This window comes from Hoeflea sp. AS60 (genome assembly GCF_038900115.1).
In the GTDB taxonomy this organism is placed as follows: domain Bacteria; phylum Pseudomonadota; class Alphaproteobacteria; order Rhizobiales; family Rhizobiaceae; genus Hoeflea.
Map to the genome: position 1 here is coordinate 473,597 of NZ_JBBMQP010000002.1, position 14,384 is coordinate 487,980.

The 14,384-nt window shown below is 59.1% G+C and carries 13 protein-coding genes and 2 tRNA genes; 12 read left to right on the forward strand and 3 right to left on the reverse strand.

Going from position 1 to position 14,384, the window contains the following annotated elements:
- Positions 1 to 52 precede the first annotated feature (52 nt).
- Positions 53 to 1,306 (reverse strand): tyrosine--tRNA ligase, encoded by a 1,254-nt coding sequence (gene tyrS, locus WNZ14_RS12570; RefSeq protein WP_342868999.1) that lies wholly within the window; start codon positions 1,304 to 1,306, stop codon positions 53 to 55.
- A 218-nt stretch (positions 1,307 to 1,524) separates the two neighbouring features.
- On the opposite strand from tyrS, the gene WNZ14_RS12575 reads away from it, so the two are divergent.
- Complete coding sequence (locus tag WNZ14_RS12575) at positions 1,525 to 2,667, forward strand: anhydro-N-acetylmuramic acid kinase (RefSeq protein WP_342870223.1); 1,143 nt, start codon at positions 1,525 to 1,527, stop codon at positions 2,665 to 2,667.
- Between the two features lie 46 nt (positions 2,668 to 2,713).
- Here WNZ14_RS12575 and WNZ14_RS12580 read toward each other — a convergent pair.
- Positions 2,714 to 2,789, reverse strand: a tRNA-Val gene (locus WNZ14_RS12580).
- 247 nt (positions 2,790 to 3,036) lie between these two features.
- Between WNZ14_RS12580 and WNZ14_RS12585 the strand changes: the two genes are divergently transcribed.
- A tRNA-Asp gene (locus WNZ14_RS12585) sits at positions 3,037 to 3,113 on the forward strand.
- Between the two features lie 303 nt (positions 3,114 to 3,416).
- On the opposite strand, the gene WNZ14_RS12590 is transcribed toward WNZ14_RS12585, so the two are convergent.
- Positions 3,417 to 3,884: an SRPBCC family protein gene (locus WNZ14_RS12590; protein WP_342869000.1), complete on the reverse strand. Its 468-nt coding sequence runs from the start codon at positions 3,882 to 3,884 to the stop codon at positions 3,417 to 3,419.
- 45 nt (positions 3,885 to 3,929) lie between these two features.
- On the opposite strand from WNZ14_RS12590, the gene WNZ14_RS12595 reads away from it, so the two are divergent.
- From WNZ14_RS12595 to nuoH, 10 genes are all read left to right on the forward strand, one after another.
- On the forward strand, positions 3,930 to 4,502 hold the full coding sequence (locus WNZ14_RS12595; RefSeq protein ID WP_342869001.1) for a TetR/AcrR family transcriptional regulator: 573 nt from the start codon (positions 3,930 to 3,932) through the stop codon (positions 4,500 to 4,502).
- 272 nt (positions 4,503 to 4,774) lie between these two features.
- Positions 4,775 to 5,140 carry an NADH-quinone oxidoreductase subunit A gene (locus tag WNZ14_RS12600; RefSeq protein WP_269386589.1) on the forward strand — a complete coding sequence of 122 codons (366 nt, stop codon included), beginning with the start codon at positions 4,775 to 4,777 and terminating at the stop codon, positions 5,138 to 5,140.
- Positions 5,131 to 5,706, forward strand: coding sequence for an NADH-quinone oxidoreductase subunit B (locus WNZ14_RS12605; RefSeq protein ID WP_342869002.1), 576 nt, complete (start codon positions 5,131 to 5,133; stop codon positions 5,704 to 5,706). Before WNZ14_RS12600 ends, WNZ14_RS12605 begins: the two co-directional genes overlap by 10 nt.
- 11 nt (positions 5,707 to 5,717) lie before the next feature.
- The gene (locus WNZ14_RS12610) at positions 5,718 to 6,320 is read left to right on the forward strand and encodes an NADH-quinone oxidoreductase subunit C (protein ID WP_342869003.1); all 603 of its coding nucleotides are present in this window, start codon (positions 5,718 to 5,720) and stop codon (positions 6,318 to 6,320) included.
- An 11-nt stretch (positions 6,321 to 6,331) separates the two neighbouring features.
- Positions 6,332 to 7,522 (forward strand): NADH-quinone oxidoreductase subunit D, encoded by a 1,191-nt coding sequence (locus WNZ14_RS12615; RefSeq protein ID WP_342869004.1) that lies wholly within the window; start codon positions 6,332 to 6,334, stop codon positions 7,520 to 7,522.
- Positions 7,523 to 7,605: 83 nt separating this feature from the next.
- Positions 7,606 to 8,862 carry an NADH-quinone oxidoreductase subunit E gene (locus WNZ14_RS12620; RefSeq protein WP_342869005.1) on the forward strand — a complete coding sequence of 419 codons (1,257 nt, stop codon included), beginning with the start codon at positions 7,606 to 7,608 and terminating at the stop codon, positions 8,860 to 8,862.
- Between the two features lie 9 nt (positions 8,863 to 8,871).
- Positions 8,872 to 10,179 (forward strand): NADH-quinone oxidoreductase subunit NuoF, encoded by a 1,308-nt coding sequence (gene nuoF, locus WNZ14_RS12625; protein ID WP_342870224.1) that lies wholly within the window; start codon positions 8,872 to 8,874, stop codon positions 10,177 to 10,179.
- A gap of 78 nt (positions 10,180 to 10,257) precedes the next feature.
- On the forward strand, positions 10,258 to 11,112 hold the full coding sequence (locus WNZ14_RS12630) for an NADH-ubiquinone dehydrogenase (RefSeq protein ID WP_342869006.1): 855 nt from the start codon (positions 10,258 to 10,260) through the stop codon (positions 11,110 to 11,112).
- Positions 11,113 to 11,218: 106 nt separating this feature from the next.
- Positions 11,219 to 13,300 carry an NADH-quinone oxidoreductase subunit NuoG gene (gene nuoG, locus WNZ14_RS12635; RefSeq protein ID WP_342869007.1) on the forward strand — a complete coding sequence of 694 codons (2,082 nt, stop codon included), beginning with the start codon at positions 11,219 to 11,221 and terminating at the stop codon, positions 13,298 to 13,300.
- A 14-nt stretch (positions 13,301 to 13,314) separates the two neighbouring features.
- Positions 13,315 to 14,361: an NADH-quinone oxidoreductase subunit NuoH gene (gene nuoH, locus WNZ14_RS12640; RefSeq protein ID WP_342869008.1), complete on the forward strand. Its 1,047-nt coding sequence runs from the start codon at positions 13,315 to 13,317 to the stop codon at positions 14,359 to 14,361.
- The last annotated feature ends 23 nt before the right edge of the window (positions 14,362 to 14,384 follow it).

A 14,384-nucleotide genomic window follows, 5' to 3' on the forward strand; every position in this document is an offset into this window, starting at 1 on the left:
CCGGATCCGGGGATCGGGCGGTCCTGATTTTCAAGGCTCTTGCGGCTGTATGCTATTGCGGGCGAACCAGCACGTGCTTCTTCTTGCCGAGCGAGAGTTTGATCACGCCGTCATCGTTGAGATATCCGCCATTGACCAGCGTCTTGTCGTCGGTGATTGACACATCATTGATCTTGATCGCGCCGCCTTGAACATGACGCCGGGCTTCGCCATTCGATCCGGCCAGACCGGCACTCACGAACAAGGCCAGCAGGCCGATACCTGCTTCAAGCTCTGAAGCTGCAACCGTGATCGTCGGCAGATTGTCCGAGATCGCGCCTTCCTCGAATGTCTTTCGCGCGGTCTCGGCTGCTTCTTCGGCTGCAGCGCGGCCATGCAGCAGTGCTGTGACCTCGGTCGCCAGGATCTTCTTGGCTTCGTTGATCTCTGCTCCGCCGAGGGCCTCAAGCCGGGCAATTTCGTCAAGCGGCAGGGTGGTGTAAAGCTTGAGGAACCGCGCGATGTCGGCATCCTCACTGTTGCGCCAGTACTGCCAGAAATCATAGGCGCTGAGCATGTCGGCGTTGAGCCAGATCGCACCAGAGGCGGATTTGCCCATCTTGGCGCCCGACGAGGTGGTCAGCAACGGCGAGGTCAGCGCATAGAGCTGCGGGCAATCCATACGGTGACCGAGATCGATACCGTTGATGATGTTGCCCCATTGGTCCGAGCCGCCCATCTGCAGCCGGCAGCCATAGCGCTTGTTCAGCTCGACAAAGTCGTAGGCCTGAAGGATCATGTAGTTGAATTCGAGGAATGACAGTGACTGCTCGCGGTCGAGCCGTGTTTTCACCGAATCGAACGCCAGCATCCTGTTGACCGAAAAATGCCGTCCGACATCGCGCAGGAACTCAACGTAGTTGAGGCCCATAAGCCAGTCGGCATTGTCGACCATCAGGGCATCCTGCGGTCCGTCTCCGAAATTGAGATAATTGGCGAACACGCTCTTGATGCCGGAAATGTTCTCTACAATCAGCTCCGGTGTCAGCAGCTTGCGGGCTTCGTCCTTGAACGAAGGGTCTCCGATCATTCCGGTGCCGCCGCCCATCAGGGCGATGGGCTGGTGGCCGGTCTGCTGCATCCAGTGCAGCATCATGATCTGGATCAGGCCGCCCGCATGCAGGCTCGGCGCCGTCGGATCGAAGCCGATATAGGCGGTGACTGTCTCTTTCAGGAACAATTCGTCAAGACCGGCCTGATCGGAGGTCTGGTGAAGAAACCCGCGCTCATCGAGCGTGCGCAGGAAATCGGACTTGAAAGCTGACATATCACTGTCCTCGAGGTTGTCGGCAATTCCGGAAAACAAGACGTGCGCCGCCGGGTGTACGACGCTCGGGCGGGCCTTTAGCACTAGCCAGTGGCGCATTCAACCAAAGCCACCATTGCGGCTGCTGACGCGCAGTGCGCGCGCATGTAGGTTTCTGCCTTGCATCAGGGATGATTCCCTCCGGCGATGGTCAAGCAGAGGCAGTGACAATGAACTCAATGGCGAAACAAGGCACCCTCAAGCGCGCCATTGGACTGATGAGTGGCACTTCGATGGATGGCATTGACCTGGCCTTGGTCGAGACCGATGGCGACAAGGTGGTCCGGCGAGGCGCATCGTCTTTCACAGCTTACGACCCACAATTCCGAAAGCAGCTTGAGCAGGCGCTGGAGACGGCGAAGGCAATCAAGGTGCGCGGCGAGAGGCCGGACGATCTTTCCGGCCTCGAGGCAGAGCTGACCGATAGGCACGTGGCAGCGGTGGAAGCGTTTCTTCTGCGTGAAGGGCTGGCTGCGGACGACATAGATGTGATCGGCTTCCATGGCCAGACTGTGCTGCACCGGCCGCTTGAGGCCCTCACGGTACAGCTCGGCGATGGCGCGCGTCTGACCGAACGGCTTGGTATCGACGTCGTCTACGACATGCGCGCCCATGACATGACCCTTGGCGGGCAGGGCGCGCCGCTTGTGCCGGCCTATCATCGTGCACTTGCGGCAGGACTGCCGGCCGAGTGGGCCAAAGAGACGCCGGTTGTCTTCGTCAACATCGGCGGTATCTCCAACATCACCTATGTCGGCCCTGACGATGATCTGCGCGCCTTTGACAGCGGACCCGGCAATATGCTGATCGATCAGTGGGTGACGCGGCATGCGGGCATCCCCTTTGATTCGGGTGGAGCAATCGCATCGGAGGGCCGGGTGCTTTCCGGCCTTGCAAACCGCTACCTCGATTCGCCCTTCTTCACCGCAAAAGAGCGTATCTCACTCGACCGCAATGATTTCACGGTCCCGGATGATACCGAGGCGGGGCTGGAAGACGGCGCGCGCACGCTGGCTTTCGTGACGGCCGCTGCGATTGCCAAGGCGCAAGTGCATCTACCTGAAAAACCGAAACTGTGGATCCTGACAGGCGGTGGCCGTCACAACCGGCTGATCGTCGAGGATCTGACGGTGGCGACCCGGCACACAGGCCAGGTGATTCTGGCGGAAGAGGCTGGGCTCAACGGTGATTCGATGGAAGCCGAGGCCTGGGCATGGCTGGCAGTCCGCTCGCTTCGCGGCCTGCCGCTGACCTATCCCGGCACCACGGGCGCCCGAGGACCTGCAACCGGCGGCGTGCTGGCGCGCACTAGGAAGGCATGACTGCTTTTGCGGTCATGGACTGACTGAAAATATCGGAAGGTCCGAATGGTGGGCGATGAGAGACTCGAACTCCCGACATCCTCGGTGTAAACGAGGCGCTCTACCAACTGAGCTAATCGCCCTCAGTTCGGTGGCGCATGCTTTAGGGGGTTCGTGCCGGTTCCGCAAGAAAAAATGTGCGTCGATAATCATGAATTTGTGAATGAACCGGGCCGCGCCATATTCTCCCTCGCATCTATAGGGAGGCTTTTTGAACAAGTTTGAATTTTGTCGAATTTCCTTCGCAATCGACGCTTGACACCTCTGTGCGAACCCCGTAATTCACCGCTCACGGAACGGCGGTCACACACTGTTTCGTCAGAAAAATGCGCGGGTGTAGCTCAGTTGGTTAGAGTGCCGGCCTGTCACGCCGGAGGTCGCGGGTTCGAGCCCCGTCACTCGCGCCACTTCTCTTCTTGAGGGGTGGACAAATTTTTCGAAAAAGGCCCGGTCTAGCGACCGGGCCTTTTCGTTTTATCGCCGGGCTGTTGCTAACCGCCAGCTGGTTTGATCGTATGTTCTTGGTGGGATGTTCCATAAAGTCAGATCGAAACTTGGTGCGTGTGTTGCCGTGAGGCACCCTTACCGTATGTCCGAACGCAATTTCAGGGCTCTGCCGTCGAATTGACCGCCGGTCGCGGCAGCGCGACGCAGTGTCCGCTGCTGCTTCTGATCATGCGGTTGACCGGTATTCCCAGACCGGTCTTGCATCACGGGCTTTCCAGAATGGCCTTCAGCTTCGGAAGGGCGACCGCGGCGTGATCGGTGAGCGCCTTCCCGGCAAGCAGCCGAACCAGTGCCCTGCCGAGCGCGGAGCCTGTTCGGCTGCTGAATACCCAGCGCAACAGTGTAACGTCCCCGTCAATTGCTTCCAGCTGGTATTCCATGCGCGGGTTCAAGAGAGCAAATTTGCCCTCGGTCGCCAGTTGAAGGGGAGGGTTGCTTTCCACCAACGGTATCGAAATTCTCTTCTTCCATCCGGTCGGCAGCCGAATCGTTTCGGTGTAATGTTTCCCGACTGTTCCATGAGGCTCGGACGGATCTGATGTGATCGAGATCACATCCGGAAACCAAAGAGCGTAGTTTTCATGATTTGCCAAAAAGGCAAACACCTGGTCGATCGGGCGATCGATGATAATTGTCTGATCGACAAGAACAAGATGAGGTTTTGATGTCATGGGCAAAGTTTACACAATTAGATCAGAATGTAAAGTTCATCGATAATGGACACTGATTTTCCGGACCGGACGCCTGCGGTCGAAGCCCTGCTCGATGCCGCTCTTGCGGAGTTTGGCACGCATGGCTTCGCCAAAACCACAATGACGGACATCGCAAAGGCGTCGGGCCTGTCTCGCACGGCTTTGTACAATCATTTTCAGACCAAGGAAGACGTGTTCAGGGCGATCAGCCAGCGGCTGAACTCGGAGGTTTACCAAGCCGTGATGGACGCGGTGCACGGAAGGGACGGGCGGGATGCGCGATTGATGGCTGTGATGCATGCGCGGGTCAGCTGGGTGTATCAGCTTCTTAAAGCATCGCAGTTCGGGCGTGAGCTCATTGACGAGAAAAACCGGATCTGCGGCGGCCAGGTTATCAGTGCAAACGACCAGTTTTCCAGGATCGTCGCAACTGTGATCGAAGAATATCCGCATCTGCCTGACGACGCGGATGTGCTGGCATCCCTGCTCATTCAGTCGGTCAACGGCGTGCTCGAACACGCCAAAAACCACGATGGCGCACAGGCTAGCGTCCATACCCTGGTGACGGTCTTTTGCCGGGGGCTGAACAGCCGATGAAGTCGGCGCAAAGGTGATTCTCCTGAGCTGGAAAAACAGCCTTGCTGATGGGGCATAATGGCACGGAGAATGTGTGTTTGACCCGATCATTCAAACATTGAGTGGCGAAAGCTGGCACTATCTGATCAAATGCTTCATGTGCTCTTGCGCCGGCTTGCGGGCTGCGCTAACCACGCCGCGTTGCAACATGATCAGCCGCACAGGTGATGGCGGGCTCCAGACCTTCGGGTAAGGTAGGCGCTTTGACTGTGGCGGATACAGGAACGGACGTCATGACGGAACTTCTGGGCGCTTATGTGCCAATTGCTATTTTCATCGGTCTGGCTTTGGTTATCGGTCTTGCTTTGCTGATCGCGCCATTCGCGATCGCTTACAAAAATCCTGACCCGGAAAAGCTGTCGGCCTACGAGTGCGGGTTTAACGCATTCGATGATGCGCGCATGAAGTTCGATGTGAGGTTTTACCTGGTTTCGATCCTGTTCATCATCTTTGACCTCGAGGTTGCATTTCTGTTTCCCTGGGCGGTGTCATTCGGCGATATCGGCTGGATGGGTTTCTGGTCGATGATGGCGTTTCTCGGCGTGTTGACTGTCGGCTTTGTCTACGAATGGAAAAAGGGAGCCCTGGAATGGGAGTAAGCAACGCACCATTGGTGGCGCCTGCGCCCAAGGGAATCATTGATCCCAACACCGGCAAGCCGGTTGGCAGCGACGATGCGTTTTTCGGCGAAGTCAACAATGAGCTTGCCGACAAGGGCTTTCTGGTCACATCCACTGACGAGCTGATCAACTGGTCGCGTACCGGTTCGCTGATGTGGATGACCTTCGGTCTTGCCTGTTGCGCAGTCGAGATGATGCAGATGTCGATGCCGCGCTATGACGCCGAGCGTTTTGGCTTTGCGCCGCGCGCCTCACCGCGCCAGTCGGACGTGATGATCGTTGCTGGTACACTGACCAACAAGATGGCCCCGGCGCTCAGGAAGGTCTACGACCAGATGCCTGAGCCGCGTTATGTCATTTCCATGGGGTCGTGCGCCAATGGCGGCGGCTACTACCATTATTCCTACTCGGTGGTGCGCGGATGCGACCGGGTTGTTCCGGTGGACATCTATGTCCCGGGCTGCCCGCCAACAGCCGAGGCGCTTTTGTACGGTGTGCTGCTTCTGCAGAAGAAGATCCGCCGCACCGGCACGATCGAGCGATAGGAGGGCCGACCATGAGCCAAGTCCTGAAGGAACTTTCCGACTACCTCACGGAAGTCAAAGGCAACCTCATTGATCGCGCCGAGCTTGCCTATGACGAGCTGACATTGATCGCCGTGCCGGGCAATCTGATCGAACTGATGACCTTTCTCCGTGATGACACGCAGTGCCAGTTTGTCAGCTTCATCGACATCTGCGGCGTCGACTGGCCGGGCCGGGCGGATCGCTTCGATGTGGTCTACCACCTGCTGTCGCCGCGCCAGAATTTCCGGATCCGGGTCAAGATCATGACCTCCGAGGATGTTCCGGTGCCGTCGCTGACGCCGGTGTTTCCGGGCGCTGACTGGTTCGAGCGCGAAGCTTACGATCTTTACGGTATTCTGTTCACCGGTCACCCTGACCTGCGTCGCATCCTCACCGACTACGGTTTCGAGGGGCATCCGCTCAGGAAGGATTTCCCGCTGACCGGTTTCGTCGAAGTTCGCTACGATGATGAAGTCAAGCGAGTCGTCTATGAGCCGGTCGAGCTCAGGCAGGAGTTCCGCAATTTCGATTTTCTCTCGCCCTGGGAAGGCACCGACTATGTGCTGCCGGGCGATGAAAAAGCCAAGGGTTGAGGACGGGTACCATGAACGAACATAATGTCCGTAACTTCAACATCAATTTCGGTCCCCAGCACCCGGCTGCGCACGGCGTGCTGCGGCTGGTGCTGGAGCTCGACGGCGAAATCGTCGAGCGCGTTGACCCGCATATCGGGCTTCTGCATCGCGGCACCGAGAAGCTGATCGAAGCCAAGACCTATCTGCAGGCCATTCCCTACTTCGACCGCCTCGATTACGTGGCCCCGATGAACCAGGAGCATGCGTTTGCCCTGGCGGTTGAGAAGCTTGCAGGTGTGACGGTGCCGAAGCGCGGGCAGCTGATCCGGGTTCTCTATTCGGAAATCGGCCGCATTCTGTCGCATCTCTTGAACATCACCACCCAGGCTCTCGACGTCGGCGCACTGACGCCGCCGCTGTGGGGCTTTGAAGAGCGCGAAAAGCTGATGGTGTTTTACGAGCGGGCCTGTGGCGCGCGGTTGCACGCAGCTTATTTCCGTCCCGGCGGTGTGCATCAGGATCTGCCGCATGAACTGGTCGAGGATATCGGCAAGTGGTGCGATCCGTTCCTCAAGACCTGCGATGACATCGAGGGTCTCTTGACCGACAACCGCATCTTCAAGCAGCGCAATGTCGACATTGCCATCGTCAAGCTGGACGATGCGTGGGCCTGGGGCTTCTCGGGTGTGATGGTTCGCGGCTCGGGTGCCGCATGGGATCTTCGTCGTTCGCAGCCTTACGAGTGCTACTCGGAGCTCGATTTCGATATTCCGATCGGTAAGAATGGCGATTGCTACGACCGTTACCTGATCCGCATGCAGGAAATGCGTGAATCGGTGAAGATCATGAAGCAGTGCGTCGAGCAGCTTCTGGGCAAGGAAAAGGTCGGACCTGTTTCGACAACCGACGGCAAGATCGTGCCGCCCAAGCGGGGCGAGATGAAGCGGTCGATGGAAGCGCTGATCCATCATTTCAAGCTCTACACCGAGGGCTACCGGGTGCCGGAGGGCGCGGTCTATGCCGCCGTCGAAGCGCCAAAGGGCGAGTTTGGCGTTTATCTGGTGTCGGATGGCTCCAACAAGCCGTACCGGTGCAAGATCCGGGCTCCGGGCTACGCACACTTGCAGGCAATGGACTTTGTCTGCCGCGGCCACCAGCTGGCCGACGTATCGGCTGCTCTGGGCTCGCTCGATATCGTGTTCGGGGAGGTCGATCGATGAGAGCCTCTGACAGGTTTGCCTCCATGCCCAAGTCGCCGCTCGGCGAATTCAAATAGGCCGGAAATAAGACAAAAGAGTTCATCATGTCCGTTCGTCGACTTGCCGAAGATAATGTCCAGCCAGCGGAATTCGCCTTCAACCGCGAATTTTCCGCGCAGGCGAAGGTATGGATCAAGAAGTATCCCAAGGAGCGCGCACAATCGGCGGTGATCCCGCTGTTGATGCTGGCTCAGGAGCAGGACGGCTGGGTGACCAAGCGGGCGATCGAATCGATCGCCGACATGCTGGGCATGCCCTATATCCGGGCGCTGGAAGTTGCGACTTTCTACACCCAGTTCCAGCTCAAGCCGGTGGGAACGCGGGCGCATATCCAGGTTTGTGGCACCACGCCGTGCATGCTGCGCGGCTCGGAAGCACTGATGGACGTTTGCCGCTCCAAGATCAATCCGGAGCCGTTTCATCTCAACGAGAGTGGAACGCTGTCGTGGGAAGAAGTCGAATGCCAGGGCGCCTGCGTGAACGCGCCAATGGTCATGATCTTCAAGGACTCCTTTGAGGACCTGACGCCCGAACGCCTGGCCTACATCATTGACCGTTTCGAAGCCGGTCGTCCCGGCGATGTTGAGCCGGGCCCGCAGATCGACCGGATCTATTCCGGGCCCGCAGGCGGACTGACAACGCTCAAGGAAGAGATCAAGCCTGGTGGCAAGGCTGGTGCTAAGACATCGGCCGCCAAGGCGAAGTCCCCTGCTGCGACCAAGGCGGCACGGCCGAAAACGCCTTCGACAGAAACCGAGACCAAGTCTCCCGCTGCCGCGAAAGCCAATGTGAAGGCGGATGCCAACTCTGCGGCGACCGCCACGGATGCACCAAAGTTGAGCGCCGCGCGCAAGGCTTCGGCGACGGCCAAGGGCAATTCGACCGCTGCGGTGGCGTCGACTGCAAAATCCGTGACGCCGGCGAAGAAGGCTGCCAAGCCGGTTTCTCAGGGCAACCCGACGATGGCCGTTGCGGCAACTGCCAAGGGCAGCGCCAAGTCGGCTCCTGCGCCGGCATTGGAAGACAAGAACCGTCCCGCCGGTATCGACAAGCCCGCCCAGCCGGATGATCTGAAGATGATTTCCGGGGTAGGCCCGAAGATCGAAGGCATCTTGCATTCGCTGGGCATCTACACCTACGCGCAAGTTGCGTCGTGGAAGAAGGCAGAGCGCGAATGGGTTGACGGGTATCTCAAGTTCAAGGGCCGCATCGAGCGCGAAGACTGGCTCAAGCAGGCCAAGGCGCTGGCCAAGGGCGGCGAGGCCGAGTACATCAAAGTCTTCGGCAAGAAGCCGCGATAGAGGTGAATGATGTTAGCTGATAAAGACCGGATTTTCACCAATATCTACGGCGTTTACGACAAGTCGCTGAAGGGTGCGATGGCGCGTGGCCATTGGGATGGAACCAAGGGCATCCTTGAAAAGGGGCGCGACTGGATCATCAACGAGATGAAGGCCTCGGGCCTTCGCGGCCGCGGCGGGGCAGGGTTCCCGACCGGGCTGAAATGGTCGTTCATGCCCAAGGAAAGCGACGGACGTCCGCACTATCTCGTTATCAATGCGGATGAATCCGAGCCTGGCACCTGCAAGGACCGCGACATCATGCGCCATGATCCGCATACGCTGATCGAAGGCTGCGTGATCGCCGGCTTCTCGATGGGCGCGCATGCGACCTATATCTATGTCCGCGGTGAATACATGCGCGAACGCGAAGCGCTGCAGGCTGCGATCGACGAATGCTACGAAGCAGGGCTTCTCGGCAAGAATTCCAAGCTTGGCTATGACATGGATGTCTATGTGCACCATGGCGCCGGTGCCTATATCTGCGGCGAGGAAACAGCGCTGCTCGAAAGCCTCGAAGGCAAGAAGGGCCAGCCACGGCTGAAGCCTCCGTTCCCGGCCAACATGGGTCTCTACGGCTGCCCGACGACGGTCAACAATGTTGAATCGATCGCCGTCGCGCCGACCATCCTGCGCCGTGGCGGCGCCTGGTTCGCGGGCATCGGTCGACCCAACAACACCGGCACCAAGCTGTTTTGCGTCTCGGGTCACGTCAACACGCCGTGCACGGTGGAAGAGGCGATGTCGATCCCGTTCCGTGAACTGATCGAAACCCATTGCGGTGGCATTCGTGGCGGCTGGGACAATCTGCTGGCGGTTATCCCGGGTGGATCTTCCGTGCCGATGGTGCCCGCAGCCGATATCATCGACACGCCGATGGATTTTGACAGCCTGCGCGACCTCAAGTCGGGTCTCGGTACAGCTGCGGTGATCGTCATGGACAAATCGACAGATGTGGTCAAAGCCATCTGGCGCTTGTCGGCCTTCTACAAGCATGAGAGCTGCGGCCAGTGCACCCCTTGCCGCGAGGGCACAGGCTGGATGATGCGGGTGATGGACCGCATGGTCAAAGGCAATGCGCAGAAGCGCGAGATCGATATGCTGTTTGATGTTACAAAGCAGATCGAAGGCCACACCATCTGCGCGCTCGGCGACGCGGCGGCCTGGCCGATCCAGGGCCTGATCCGGCATTTCCGTCCCGAGATGGAAGCGCGGATCGATCAGTACACACGCAATGCTGTCCAGAGCCGCAACACGCGGTTGGAAGCGGCTGAATAAGAGGCCCGCGAAGCCGGGCCCGGCAAGCAAGGAAACGTCACAAGGGACGAGAACCAACACACGACTAAGGAGAGACTGATGTCGATGTTTTCTTTTCCCGCAGACATGAATACGAACGAGATGATGAGATCGATGACCGCCATGACTGACTGGACCAAAGCGGGGGACCTTAATGTCTCGCCGCTCATGGTCTATCCGTTGGGCGCGGCGGCTGCAGCAACCGCAGTCGGTTTCGGCATCGCCGGGCAAATGGCCGGTATGATGATGGGCGCAATGCAGGGCGCCATGCAAAGCCAGACTTCGGTGCTGGGGCAAAATCCGGACTTCAGCTGGATGATGCCGACGCTGACCAAACCTCTTGCGCCCGAAGAAGACGACGTTGAAACCGTCGCCGTTGCCGAGCCTGTGGTCAGATCGAAGTCGGCCGAGATTGTCGAGCTGAAGCCAGCCGCAAAGCCGGCGACACAGAAAGCCAAGGCCAAGGTAGCTCCTGTGAAGCGAGCCAAGCCAAAGGCCACCCCGGCAAAGGCTGAAAAGGCCGCGGAACCGGTCAATACTGCCACTGGGGCTGCGGTTGAGAAGTTGAAGTCTGATGCCGAGGTTGCAGCCGCTGTGGCCAGTGAGACCGCGCCGGTATCCGATGGAGCGCCTGTCGCGAATGTAGCCGAGCTGGCGCCCGAAGATTTTCGTCGCCCGGCGGAAATCGAGAAGCCTGGCACGCCTGACGATCTCAAGCTGATCTCCGGTGTCGGACCAAAGCTTGAACAAGTGCTCAATGGTCTGGGGGTCTGGACATTTGCCCAGATCGCCGGCTGGCAGCCGGAAGAGGCGGCCTGGGTTGACGATTACCTGCAGTTTAGCGGCCGGATCGGTCGCGATGACTGGATTTCGCAGGCCAGCGCGCTGGCAAAGGGCGGGGCAACCGCCGAATAGGACTACAAAGCCGGGCGGCTAATCGCCGTCCGGCGAAACACAATCAGGTCCCGTTGAGGGATGGTACGCGGTCGTTTCGACCGTTCGCAAAGGTAGGACTGCTTGCATGGCCAAGATCAAGGTTGATGGAAACGAGATCGAAGTGCCGGATCACTACACGCTGTTGCAGGCGTGTGAGGAGGCCGGCGCGGAAGTGCCGCGGTTCTGTTTTCACGAACGGCTGTCGGTCGCCGGCAATTGCCGGATGTGTCTGGTTGAGGTGAAGGGTGGACCGCCCAAGCCTGCCGCTTCCTGCGCCATGGGCGTTCGCGATTTGCGGCCTGGCCCGAACGGCGAAGCACCGGAAGTGTTCACCAACACGCCGATGGTCAAGAAGGCGCGCGAAGGGGTGATGGAGTTCCTGCTCATCAACCACCCGCTTGATTGCCCGATCTGCGACCAGGGTGGCGAATGCGACCTGCAGGACCAGGCCATGGCCTTCGGCATGGACAATTCGCGCTACGCCGAGAACAAGCGTGCCGTTGAAGACAAATATATAGGACCGCTGGTCAAGACGATCATGAACCGCTGCATTCACTGCACGCGCTGTGTTCGTTTCACCACCGAAGTGGCGGGTATTTCCGAGCTTGGCCTGATCGGTCGTGGCGAGGACGCAGAGATCACAACCTATCTCGAGCATGCGATGAGCTCGGAATTGCAGGGCAACGTGATCGATCTGTGCCCGGTCGGCGCTCTGACCTCGCGGCCTTACGCATTCCAGGCGCGTCCGTGGGAATTGAACAAGACTGAATCAGTCGACGTGATGGACGCCTGCGGATCGGCAATCCGGGTGGATACACGCGGTCGCGAAGTGATGCGGGTGATGCCGCGCGTCAACGAAGCGATCAACGAGGAATGGATTTCCGACAAGACCCGCTTCATCTGGGACGGATTGCGCACGCAGCGCCTTGACCGTCCTTATGTGCGCCGTAACGGTCGTCTGGAAGCGGCATCCTGGGGTGAAGCCTTCGGCGCTATCGCAACTGCAGTCGCCGGTGCCAAGCCCGACCGCATTGGGGCGATTGCCGGCGATCTGGCTGCGGTCGAGGAAATGTACGCGCTCAAGGCGCTGATCAGCTCGCTCGGCTCGGCCAATATCGATTGCCGTCAGGATGGCGCAGCGCTTGATCCGGCACTTGGCCGCGCAAGCTACATCTTCAATCCGACCATCGAGGGCATCGAGGATGCGGATGCGATCCTGATCATCGGATCCAATCCGCGCCGTGAAGCTGCGATCCTGAATGCGCGCATTCGCAAGCGCTGGCGGATGGGCGAATTGCCGATCGGTCTGATCGGCGAACAGGCTGATCTTCGCTACGGTCATGAATATCTCGGCGCAGGTCCGGAAACGCTGAAGGAGCTGGTCGACGGCACCAACAAGTTCACGGCAAAGCTCAAGCGCGCCAAGAAGCCGATGATCATCATCGGTCAGGGCGCACTGGCACGCGGCGATGGCGCCGGCATTCTGGCCAACGCAGCAAAGCTCGCCGACGCCGTCGGCGCAGTGAAGGGCGACTGGAACGGTTTTGCGGTGCTGCACACGGCAGCTGCGCGCGTTGGCGGTCTTGATCTCGGTCTGGTGCCGGGCGAGGGCGGGCTTGATGCTGCAGCCATGCTGACGGGCACTGACGTGCTGTTCCTGCTCGGCGCGGACGAGCTTGATTTCACCAAGAAGACCGCCGGTTTCACCGTCTACATCGGTACGCACGGCGACAATGGTGCGCACCATGCGGACGTGATCCTGCCTGCTGCGACCTACACCGAGAAATCCGGTACCTATGTGAACACCGAAGGCCGGGTGCAACTGGGCAGCCGCGCTGCTTTTGCACCGGGTGAGGCGCGCGAGGACTGGGCGATTCTCAGGGCGCTCTCTGATGTGCTGGGCAAGAAGCTTCCCTATGATTCGCTCGTGGCGTTGCGGGCAGCGCTCTATGCGGAGTATCCGCATTTCGCTGAAATCGACATGATTTCCACCGGCGATAATGGCGCAATTACTGCAATTGCGAAGAAAGCGGGCCGGATGAACAAATCGGCGTTTGCGTCTGCGGTCAAAGACTTCTATTTGACCAACCCGATTGCACGCGCTTCTGCGGTGATGGCTGAGTGCTCGGCCTTGGCGAAGACCGCCAAGGCAGTGGCGGCGGAATAAGGGCGGGAAACATCATGGACGGTTTCATCACAACTTATGTCTGGCCCGGGGCCATCATTCTGGCGCAGTCGCTGCTGGTTCTGGTGGCTCTGCTCCTGTTCATTGCTTACATCCTTTACGCCGACCGCAAGATCTGGGCTGCCGTTCAGCTTCGTCGCGGCCCGAACGTGGTTGGCCCTTGGGGACTGTTCCAGTCCTTCGCCGACCTTCTGAAGTTTGTCTTCAAGGAGCCGGTCATTCCGTCAGGCGCCAACAAGGGCGTGTTCCTGCTGGCGCCTCTGGTCGCAGTGACGCTGGCCTTGGCGACATGGGCAGTCATTCCCTTTGACGCCGGTTGGGTGATCGCCGATATCAATGTTGGCATCCTGTTTGTCTTCGCGATCTCCTCGCTCGAGGTCTACGGTATCATCATGGGTGGCTGGGCTTCGAACTCGAAGTACCCGTTCCTTGGCGCGCTTCGTTCGGCTGCGCAGATGGTGTCCTACGAAGTTTCGATCGGCTTCGTGATCGTATCGGTGTTGCTCTGCGTCGGCTCGCTCAACCTGACCGATATCGTGATGGCGCAGGCTGATGGTATCGGCACGCGGATCGGCTTGCCCAATTCGCTGTTTGATTGGCACTGGTTCGCGCTGTTCCCGCTGTTTGTCATCTTCTTCATCTCCGCACTGGCTGAAACCAACCGTCCTCCTTTCGATCTGCCCGAGGCGGAATCGGAACTGGTTGCCGGCTTCATGGTCGAGTATGGCTCGACACCCTACATGATGTTCATGCTCGGCGAGTATGCGGCCATCGTGTTGATGTGTGCGCTGACCACGATCCTGTTCCTGGGTGGCTGGCTGCCGCCGCTGGATGTGTGGTTCCTCAACTGGGTTCCGGGCATCATCTGGTTCGTGCTCAAGGTCTGCCTGGTGTTTTTCATGATCTCCATGGTGAAGGCTTTTGTGCCGCGCTACCGCTATGACCAGCTGATGCGGCTTGGCTGGAAGGTCTTCCTGCCGATCTCGCTCGGCATGCTGGTGATCGTTGCCTTCGTGCTCAAGCTGACGGGGACGGCACCGTGAAGATGACTTCCATCCATTCACAA